This is a genomic window from Rhodococcus sp. MH15, from assembly GCF_019266045.1.
Lineage (GTDB): Bacteria > Actinomycetota > Actinomycetes > Mycobacteriales > Mycobacteriaceae > Rhodococcus_F > Rhodococcus_F qingshengii.
Genome location: NZ_LPNP01000068.1, coordinates 236,318 through 246,516 on the forward strand (window position 1 = coordinate 236,318; position 10,199 = coordinate 246,516).

The following is a 10,199-nucleotide window of genomic DNA, read 5'->3' on the forward strand; positions in this document are numbered from 1 at the left end:
TGACATGTCCCAGAACACCGTCGACCACACGAACCCCGTCGATCACCGCGCGGTAGTCGAATCCGTCCGTTCGGCACGGAGCTTCGAGTTGGAGCTACCGATCGTCGGTGCCATCCCTGTTCCGAGACCCGAGCAGATCGCCTACTTTGCGGTGATGGGACTGATGGTCGCCTTCGAGATCATCGAGTGGCCCGTGGCAGTCACCATTGCAGCGGGGCATCTGCTCGCAACAGAGCAGCACAATCACGTCCTCGAAGAGATCGGAGAGGCGCTCGAGGGCGTCTGACGCAGGCGCGCCTGGACACAAATCGAGGCCTGGACACAAATCGAGCGGCCCCGCATTTCGCGGGACCGCTCGACGTGCGGAGAAACTTACTGCGCGAGTGCGCGCTTCATGCCGCGTTCGACTGCTGCGATGATCTGCGGACGCAGTTCTGCGGCAGGGACGATCTCATCCACCGAGCCGACCTCTCGGGCCCGCTGGATGTTGTGGATCGCTTCGAATTCGGATGCCACTTCGCCGAGCTTGTCGGAGCGGACGGCGATGCGCTGAGCGTTCAGTTCTACGCGCAGATGTGCTTTCTCCGTGTCATCCTTGGCTGCTGCCAAGTCTGCCTCCAGTTGCTGCACCTTCGGGTCGTTGTTGGTGCGTGTGTTCACCTCACGGGTGAAGACCACTGCGGCGGCGGGGGCGCCGCCGAGTACCGACGCGAACGAGCCTTCGACAGCAAGAACTTCCATGTTGTCGTTGAGCGCACCGGAGAACACGACGAACGCGCCGCCGTGGTAGCGGGAGACGACGCAGAACACGATCGGTCCGTCGAAGTTGACGATGGCGCGGCCGATCTCGGCGCCGTACTCGAGCTGGATGTTGCGCAGCGACTCCGGGGAACCGTCGAAGCCGGACAGGTTGGCCAGCACCACGATCGGACGGTTGCCGCTCGCAGCATTGATCGCGCGAGCAGTCTTCTTCGACGAGTTCGGGAACAGCGTTCCCGACGTCCAAGTGTCGGGACCGTCGGCGGGGAAGTGCCCCTTACGTGGGATCGCGCGGGATTCGATGCCCACCACTGTGACCGGATGTCCGGCGAGGTGCGCGTCCAGGACGACCGAGGTGTCGGCGCCGGCCATGTCGGCCCAACGCTCGAGAACAGAGTGGTCCTGGTCGACCACCGAACGCATCACGGTGCGAATGTCGAAGGGCTTCTTGCGATCCGGGTTCTTCGCCGAGGAGAAGATGTCGCCGACCGTCTCGAAGTCGCTCGACGGGTGGGTGTGCGGGAAGCTACGCACGTCGCGATCGACGGGGTCCGTCGTCGCTGCGCGGCGCGGGAACCGTTCGCCGGGAGCGAGGTACGAGTGTGCGTAGTGACGGAACAGGATCTCGCACGCCGCAGTGAGGTCGGGGGCCCAGTACTGCGCCTGGCCGTTGGGGCCCATGACGCGGTCGTAACCACCGATACCGAAGTTGTCCTCGGCCGACACACCACCGGAGTAGTCGAGAGACTGCTTGCCGGTCAGCACCATCGCGCTGTCCGGGGTCATCACCAGAATGCCCTTGGTGTGCATCAACATGGTGGCTTCGGCGTTCCAGTAGGGCTGAGCGCCGACGTTGATGCCCGTGACGACGATGTTGATCTCGCCGCCGTTCTGGGTGAAGGTGATGATCCGGCGCAGGCCGCGGGAGACCCAGTCCATGTTCTCGGTGCCGCTCTCCATCGAGATGGTGGCACCGGAGGACAGTGCGAACCACTCGACCGGAGCGTTCAACTTCTCGGCCAGGTCGATGGCAGCGACGACGCGTGAGCATTCGGCCTCGGCGACGGTACCGAGCGCCTTGGTGGGGTCACCGAATAGCGCGACACGGGTCATTCCCTCGGGATAGCGCGGCGTCGGCGTGTTCACGAGGCCGACGACGATGCCGGCCTTGTTGAGACCGTACGGACGCTCGACAGGTGACAGGACGCCCGCTTCGTCGAAGTCGTGCTCGACAAAGGTGCCCTTGGTGCCGGTCAGGAGTGGAATCAGCTCGTACGGGTACACAGTTCCGCGTGCCCGCGAACTCTGGACCTTCTGGGCGTACGCGTCGAGGGGGAGCAGCGGTTCGGTGGGAGGTGTGGTCTTGTTGATGACCACACCGGCACCCGCGCGGTAGGAGAATCGCAGCGCAACTTCCTTGGGCGCGCCGCCCTTTCGGTCCTTCAGCCGAGTGATGAGCGTGATCTCTTCGAGCCCGGCGCCGACGGTCAGTCGGGCTGCGTTCTGAGCGATCACTGAGAAGCGCTCGCTGGGAACGTCGGCGACCGGCCACACGTAGAGCACGACGCGGTTGGCTGCGAGTCGACGCTTGTCGCCGCGCTGGGACTGCGCACGACGGATACCGTCGAGGCAGGCAGCGAGCGTGCGCTCGATGGCCGGGAGTGCAACCATCTGACCTTCGTCGTCGAGTTGCGGTGTCACGTCGCGGATTTCGGCCAGAGCGATCAGGCGCTCGTCCTTCGGATTCTCCTTGGCCGAGAGGTGGAACAGGTAGGTGTTCTCCGGAGCCGGGAGGCGCTTTCCGTTGAAGTTCTTCAGGCGCCACATGTCCAGACGCTGACCCGTGAGCGGATGCATGTCGCGGATGATGTGGTCCTCGACCAGTTCGCCGTCGACGGGGCGGAAGGTGACCCACCGGACCGGATCCCCGTTCGGGTTGCAGATGATCACCGTCGCGCGGCGAGACCGGGTGATCGTCTCGTTGCGCGAGAGTTCGGTGCGCAGCGTCTCGACGAGCGCGTCGCCGTCGGCGGGCTGATCAGGCCAGTCGAGGTAGATGTCGACTACCAGCCCGCGACCGGATGGAGCATCCTGCGCGATCGTGGCGACATCGTCGAGAGCCGTACCGAGAGCGTCGAATTCGGCCACCGTCGAGACCAGATGTAGCCCGTCGCCCTTGAGGTCGAAGTTACCGGTCACGAAACGGCGGTCGACGTGCTCGAAAACGCGGACGTCTTCGAAGGAGTGAATCTTGTAGTAGCGACGCGTGATGACCTCGAGCAGAGGGCCGCCATCGCGGTTGCCAAGGCCGATCTTTCGACCCAACAGGTCCAGGAGCGGTTCGGGAGTGGCGACGAGATTGGCGATTCGCTCGTCGAAATCTGCAGCGTCCGGCTGCTCTTCGAGGTAGGCGAGGTTGCCGCGTACTCCGTCGTAGACGTCTTCGCGAACCTTGCGGATGCGCGGCTCGTCGAAGAACCGGAAGCGAAGGTTGCGGGCGACGTCGCCGATGACGGGGTAGCGGACCTGCGTCGCGACGATGAGTCGATCGAGAACCTCGTTGAGCTCCTGCGCCGAGCAACCGGGAGCCTTGTCGCCGACGAGCCAGCCTTCGAGAAGTGCTGCAATGACCGGGATCTGGGCTTCCATGCGCTGCAGAGCCAGGAAGAGTCGGTACACCGCTTCCTCGACGGCCTGGCGATCTTCCAGATCGGTGACGTCGTAGTGGCGAAGTGCCCGTTCGAGTCTCGTGCGGAACGACGCCGGCAAACCTTCGCGCTCGGAGTCGAGTGAGTGCAGGAAGGTGTGGAAGTGCTCGCGGGGGCTGTGGACGGACTCGTCCTTCGCGGACTCGCCCGAGGTGGGCTTGTTGCGCGAGAGTTCGCAGATGTCGGCGAAGGTGGTCAGCACAGCCAGTTCTGCCTGGACCAGTTCGCGGTCCTCGGATTCGAGTGCGCTGCGAAGTGCGTCGTATTCGGCCAGAACAGCGTTTGCGTGCTTGCCGCTGACGTCGTAGCCACTGATCATCGCGGTCAGTGCTTCCAGCTGTGCCAATGCATCTGCGCGGGTATCGGATCCGGAAGTTGCTGCGGGAAGATCGAATTGGACTCGCGGAGCCTTCTCCGTGACAGCTTCCTCACTGACCTGATCGACGCGCAGGAGCGGTGCGCCGGCATCGACCTGGGAGTTGACGGTAGCGAGAACCTCACGCACTTTGCCCGCGTACGGAGCGCGAACCGCGGTCTCCATCTTCATGGATTCGAGCACGACCAGAGTGGATCCGGCTTCGACGTCGTCGCCGACCGCGACCGGTACTGCTACCACTACGGCGGGAGCCGGCGCGCGGACCACTCCGGCGTCGTCCTGGCTGATCTGGTGGCTGATGCCGTCGACCTCGACGAGATAGCGAGCCGGGCTCACGACGGAAACGACGTGGAAGCGCCGATCACCGATCACCAGCCGTGACTCGAAGTCGCCGAGACGATCGACGTCGACCTCGATGTCGCCGGCGTCTCCGTCGACGCGGTAGCGGTGCGGGCCGATACGCCCGACGGTCAGTTTGTATGCCTGACCTTGGTAGTTGAGCTCGACGGTACGGCCGATCGCGTGATTGGCGCGTGGGCGGCCGCCACGTGCCGAGGCGAGGAAGGCCGCACGCTCGAGGGACTCCTCGGCGTCGTAAGCATCGATGGCGGTGGCGATCAGCGCGACGTCCGCGCGGCGAGTGGTGCCGGTGAGGGCGCCCGTGCGGTCGAGCCAGCCGGTATCCGCGGATGCCGAGATGACCTCGTCGCGATCGAGTAGATCGAGGAGGAACGACTTGGTGGTAGTGCCGCCGTCGAGTACGACAGTGGTTTCACGAAGGGCAGTGCGCAGACGCGCAAGTGCCTCGGAGCGGTTGCGGCCCCACGCGATGACCTTCGCGACCATCGAGTCGTAGTCGGGCGGAATGACGTCCCCGGCAGCGATGCCGGTGTCGACCCGGATGCCGGAGCCGAGCGGGAACTTGAGGAGCTGAACGGTGCCGGGTGCCGGCGCGAAATCGTTGTCGGCGTCTTCGGCGTTGAGGCGGGCTTCGACGGCGTGGCCGAATGCGGGCGGGCAGTCACCGACCAATTCGTCACCACTGGCGACCAGGATCTGCAGTTTGACGAGGTCGATTCCGGTGGTGACCTCGGTGATCGGGTGCTCGACCTGCAGGCGGGTGTTGACCTCGAGGAACGTGAAGAGCTTGTTCTCGGGCTGGTAGAGGTATTCGACCGTGCCTGCGCCCTGGTACCCGGCTGCCTTGACCAGTTCGGCGGAAACCTTCTTGAGGTGGTCCGACTGTTCTTCGGTCAGGACGGGGGAGGCGGATTCTTCGATGACCTTCTGGTTGCGACGCTGAATCGAGCAGTCGCGAACGCCCGGAGCCCAGACATTGCCGTGGTTGTCGGCGATGACCTGTACCTCGACGTGGCGTGCATCGGTGACAAGGCGTTCGAGGAAGACGACGGGGTCGCCGAAGGACCGCTCTGCTTCGCCCTGCGTGCGCTCGAGTGCAACTTCGAGTTCGTCTTCGGCCCAGACCTTGCGGATACCGCGTCCGCCGCCGCCGCTTCGGGCCTTGATGATCAGGGGATATCCGATGGACTGAGCATGACGACGAGCGTCGGCGCGCGTTTCGACCGGTCCGCCGCTCCACGGGGCGACCGGTACGCCGACCTTCTCGGCCAGGATCTTGGCGGCAACCTTGTCGCCGAGCAGGCGCATCGCGTCGGCGCTCGGGCCGATGAACGTGATGCCCAGTTTTGCGACGATCTCCGCGAAGGCGGGATCCTCGGCCACGAAGCCCCAGCCGACCCAGACTGCGTCGGCCTTGGCTGCGAGCAGTGCTCGCTCGAGTTCGGCGTAGTCGAGGTACGGGCTACCGGTGCCGGTGCTGCGCAGGGTCACGCCCTCATCGGCCTGGCGGACGAACATGGCGCGGCGCTCGGCCTCGGTGTGCAGTGCAATGACGCGAATGCCGTAGTCGTGTTCGGCGTTCAGTTCGCGTACAGCCCTGATCAGCCGGACCGCGGCCTCACCTCGATTGACCACTGCGATTCGTTTGAACATTGTCACTGCCACCGTCCTTGATGAGATTCTTCGTCACGTACGTTGCGATATGAGCCGACCGTGTCCCACATACCCGGATTCCCCGGTTCGTGAACTACGCCGCGATGCGCTGTGTTTCCCCCGGTTGCGCGTCGGCAAGTGATTGCCCTTCCGGTTCGTCGAGTCCCCTGCGCTGAAGCACTGTGTGCACCGAAGCGCTGTGTGCGCTGAGACACTGTGTGCCTTGTGCGCCACCCTGCAGGCGTGGACTCAGAACCGCTCCAATCACGAATCAGCAACATATTGTGTCTGCTTCCAGGGAATCCCTGGTTTATCTAAGAATGCAGTATGTCGACGCTCATGTCACCTGGGCGAATTGAAGAATATTAGTCAACGTGAACCACGGTTACACATATGGCGTTAAATCATTGCGGTGCAATGGAATTCGGACTTGTGACACGGATCACGATGGTAATGTAATCGGCAAGAAAGTGAATACTCACTGGTAACAAAATCGCATATTCGGAGAATTCTCTGGGTTGCTCGATTATTACTGATCGGTACTACTGGCGAGTATTTTTTATGTCCGGTCGGACCGTATTCGAGAAATCGCGTTCGATGGTTGCGATGTGCTTTGCAATCGCGTCGAGTCCTGAGGGAGGGAGGTGCAATCCGTTGCCGAGAGCAAGTGAAGTCCGCTTGAAGTGCTCCACGAGTGGTTCGTATTTCGTGACCAGCCTCAGCCTGTCGGTCTCGCTCAGGTACTTCACGCTTCCCGCGTTGTCGACGAAGTCGCTGAACTTCACGAGGAATACTGCGGGATCCGCTATCGCGCGGATGACGTGATCCTGATATCCGGCGGTGGTGTTGTCGCATGGGTAGTCGATTGGATTGGTCACTGCCTCAACAAGTTCGGAGATTCTGTGGCCGAAGCGCGAGGCGATGAGTGTTGACGCACGTTCCTGCGCTTCGGATGCGGACATGTCGTCTGCAGTCTGGCCACCGAGGAGCGCGATGACGGCGTGTGGTCGGTCTTCGACCGTGTCGTGAAGCGCGGTTGCGCTCAGGATCTCGACATCGGAGCACCCGTACCGAAGCAGCCGCAATACATTTCGTAGGGGATGAACGATGTAGGGATCCTCGTCGGACTTGATCCCGTTCTTTCTGAACTGATCGAGGTGCGCAAGGGTCGCGACCTCCATGGCGAGCCGTAGGGTTTCACCCGAGATCGCCAGCTCGTCGACGGCGCTCTCGATGGCGAAGACCAGCGTTGCAGCGTCCATCTCCTTCAGGGGCAACTGGTCGAATGCAGACCTGATCGGGTCGGAGTTGCTCATGCCAAATAGCCTTCCGGTTGGTGAGGCGTCGCGACGAATGTCCTGGTGCAGATCTGCAATCGAGCCCTGATTGACGCCGGAAATACAGGTCGAGGTCAGAATCATCTTGATTCTATCCGGCGACTACGACAGCAAGTGTTCCTAGCGTTGTCATAGAGGTGGGCGGGGAGGTTCGTTCGCCTCCATCACAGGCAAATAGGGCAGGAAGAGGTTCGATGACCACGGAGGCGACCCTGGCGTCGTTTGTCGAGACAGTTGACACGGATGTCGACACCCATCCGCTGGACGATCCTGTGCGACAAGGACTTCGCGGACATCATGCGCAATTCGCTCGCTGGGCAGGGAGAGTTGCGCGATACGACCCGACGGTCGCGCCGTTTGTCGGTCATCCGCCCGAGTTGGACGCCGAGGACTGGGAGAACCTACTCACACTCGTAGGTCCTGGCGGCACAGTAGGTTTGCGAGGATTTGATCACCGCCCGCCGGAAGGGTGGCGCATTGTGGATCAGTTCGGCTCGGTGCAGATGGACGGATCCGCACTCGAAGTCTCCGTTGATCCGTCGGTCGAACTTCTCGGAACGGGCGACGTTCCCGAAATTCTGGCATTGATCGAGCGCACCAAGCCAGGACCGTTTCTTCCTCGTACCGTCGAGATGGGCAGTTACTACGGCATTCGCGTCGACGGAAGACTTGTTGCCATGGCGGGGGAGCGGTTGCACCCTCCGGGATGGACGGAAATCAGTGCGGTGTGCACTGACAGCGACTTTCGGGGTCGAGGCCTGGGTACGACGCTGATCCGTGCCGTCGCTGCCGGGATTCGCGAGCGCGGCGAGCTGCCATTTCTCCATGCAGTGCAATCGAATACGAATGCGATCAGAATCTACGAATCGCTGGGGTTCGTTCTCCGGAAGAGATCCAGGTTGACTGCGGTGCAGGCGCCTGCCTGATCGAATTCTCGCCGACGCCTGTGTTTCGGGCGCTCGGCCACTAGTCTGAACAAATGACAGTCGATCAGGCGTTGGACAGTGATTTCCTCACTCTTGCCGATCCGTACCGCCGCGAGTTGCTGGCGCACTGCTATCGCATGATGGGGTCGATTCACGACGCCGAAGACCAGGTCCAGGAGACGTTCATCCGGGCTTGGCGCGGGTTCGACGGTTACAAGGGCCAGTCATCTCTCAGGACCTGGCTCTACCGCATCGCGACGAATACCTGCCTGACCGCGCTGGAGGGGAGATCGAGGCGTCCCCTCCCGACCGGCCTCGGCGCACCTAGTTCGGACCCGGCCGACGATTTGATCGAGCGCAACGAGATTGCCTGGTTGGAACCGATTGCCGATTCTGCGTTGGGCGACGTCAATGATCCGGCCGTCATGGTCGTCAATCGCGATTCGGTCAGGCTCGCCCTTGTTGCCGCTTTGCAGCACTTGTCCGCGCGCCAACGTGCGGTTCTGGTTCTACGTGACGTTCTCCAGTGGAAGGCGTCGGAAGTTGCGGAGGCGCTGGACACCACAACCACTGCGGTAAACAGCCTGCTGCAGCGGGCTCGCGCGCAGATCAATCACATCGGACCCACCGAGGACGATCTCGTGGAACCGACTACCGAGGCTGCCCGGAAGTTGCTTCGCGACTACGTGCACAGCTTCGAGAGCTACGACGTCGAGGCCATCGTCGAACTGTTCACGCGCGAAGCCATCTGGGAGATGCCTCCGTTCGAGGGTTGGTACCAGGGCCCCGAGGCAATCGGGCAACTCATCGGAACCAAATGCCCGGCCGACGGACCAGGAGCGATGCGCCTACTTCCGACCGCTGCGAACGGACAGCCGGCGTTCGGCCTCTACATGCGCGAGCCCGATGGTGTTCACCGCGCTTTCCAGTTGCACGTTCTCGATGTCACCGAGTCCGGGATCTCGCACGTGACGTGTTTCTTCGATCTGAGTCTGTTCGCACGGTTCGGATTGCCTGCCGAGCTGTAGGGGCCCTGCCGAGTTCTAGGGGCAAGGAGTTGCGCGAGCCCCCCCAGTATGGAGGGACCCGCGCGACTGCTCGTTACTGCTGTTGCTGTGCGTTACTGCTGGGGAACAGTCGCAGCCGGGTCCATCCACATGACCTCCCAGACGTGATTGTCGAGGTCGCGGAATGCGCGTCCGTACATGAAGCCGTGATCCTGGGGCTCCATCCACTTGCTGCCGCCGGCAGCAATCGCCGCGTCGACGAAGGTGTCGACTTCCTCCCTGCTGTCGGCCGACACACACATCAGTGCTTCACGAGCTTTCGACGTGTCGCAGATGTCGTCGGCGATGAAGTCCCCGAAACGCGGTTCGTTCAGGAACATGACGGTGGCGGAATCGCTGACGATCATCGAGACAGTGTTCTCGTCACTGAACATGTCGTTGAACTCGAAACCGAGGCCACTGAAGAATGCACGGGTAGCGACGACGTCCTTGACCGGCATGTTGACGAAGAGAAGACGAGACATTGGGTGCTCCTTGAACTCGGTTGATTGATTACTGAACGCTTCGGTTCCTGTTGGTTCCTGCTCATACAGACCGCAGTGGGCGCAGAAAGTCATCGCGAGAAGCAAAAATTCGAGAAAAGTATCGCCTGTTAACCGACTGCAGTGCTCTGACCTGGCGATTTGGTGTTGTGTTGATCTTCGCGTAACTTTGTCCAGGTCAGAGCGACACGGACACCGACTCCCACCTGCAAGGGTGAGTGACACGAGGTTGTACGAAGTGCCTGGCGAACACAATCCAGTTTTTCTTCACGGGGTTCCGGTTTGCGCCGGTGACCAGGTTGGGATAGGCTGGAAAAGTTGCCCCGGAGCGGCGGCCATAGGGTTGTGGTGATGGTGTGTGCGTGTTCTTTGAGAACTCAACAGTGTGTCGATGAATGTCAGTGCCAAATTTTTTTGGTACTTCACATCCGCGAATGATCAACCGCCTCTTGGGGTTTGGTTGGTTTGTGTGTGGTGTGAGTATTTTTCGTCGGTGATTGTTCATTCTTCCGTCTGAATGGTTGCCGACAC

The 10,199-nt window shown here is 61.8% G+C and carries 6 protein-coding genes; 3 read left to right on the forward strand and 3 right to left on the reverse strand.

Annotation, left to right across the window (positions count from 1 at the left end; genetic code table 11):
* The first annotated feature begins 4 nt into the window (after positions 1-4).
* Positions 5-286, forward strand: coding sequence for a hypothetical protein (locus ATN37_RS18255; RefSeq protein ID WP_030536904.1), 282 nt, complete (start codon positions 5-7; stop codon positions 284-286).
* An 86-nt stretch (positions 287-372) separates the two neighbouring features.
* On the opposite strand, the gene ATN37_RS18260 is transcribed toward ATN37_RS18255, so the two are convergent.
* The gene (locus ATN37_RS18260) at positions 373-5,856 is read right to left on the reverse strand and encodes a carboxyl transferase domain-containing protein (RefSeq protein WP_030536903.1); all 5,484 of its coding nucleotides are present in this window, start codon (positions 5,854-5,856) and stop codon (positions 373-375) included.
* A 542-nt stretch (positions 5,857-6,398) separates the two neighbouring features.
* A complete protein-coding gene (locus ATN37_RS18265; RefSeq protein ID WP_223304680.1) occupies positions 6,399-7,172 on the reverse strand; it encodes a hypothetical protein in 774 nt (257 codons plus the stop codon).
* Positions 7,173-7,387: 215 nt separating this feature from the next.
* Here ATN37_RS18265 and ATN37_RS18270 point away from each other — a divergent pair, with 215 nt between their 5' ends.
* Both ATN37_RS18270 and ATN37_RS18275 read left to right on the forward strand, forming a co-directional pair.
* Positions 7,388-8,119, forward strand: coding sequence for a GNAT family N-acetyltransferase (locus ATN37_RS18270; protein ID WP_218695467.1), 732 nt, complete (start codon positions 7,388-7,390; stop codon positions 8,117-8,119).
* A gap of 53 nt (positions 8,120-8,172) precedes the next feature.
* Positions 8,173-9,147: a sigma-70 family RNA polymerase sigma factor gene (locus tag ATN37_RS18275; RefSeq protein WP_003945115.1), complete on the forward strand. Its 975-nt coding sequence runs from the start codon at positions 8,173-8,175 to the stop codon at positions 9,145-9,147.
* 92 nt (positions 9,148-9,239) lie between these two features.
* Here ATN37_RS18275 and ATN37_RS18280 read toward each other — a convergent pair whose 3' ends face one another.
* A complete protein-coding gene (locus ATN37_RS18280) occupies positions 9,240-9,650 on the reverse strand; it encodes a VOC family protein (protein WP_042923411.1) in 411 nt (136 codons plus the stop codon).
* Between the last annotated feature and the right edge of the window lie 549 nt (positions 9,651-10,199).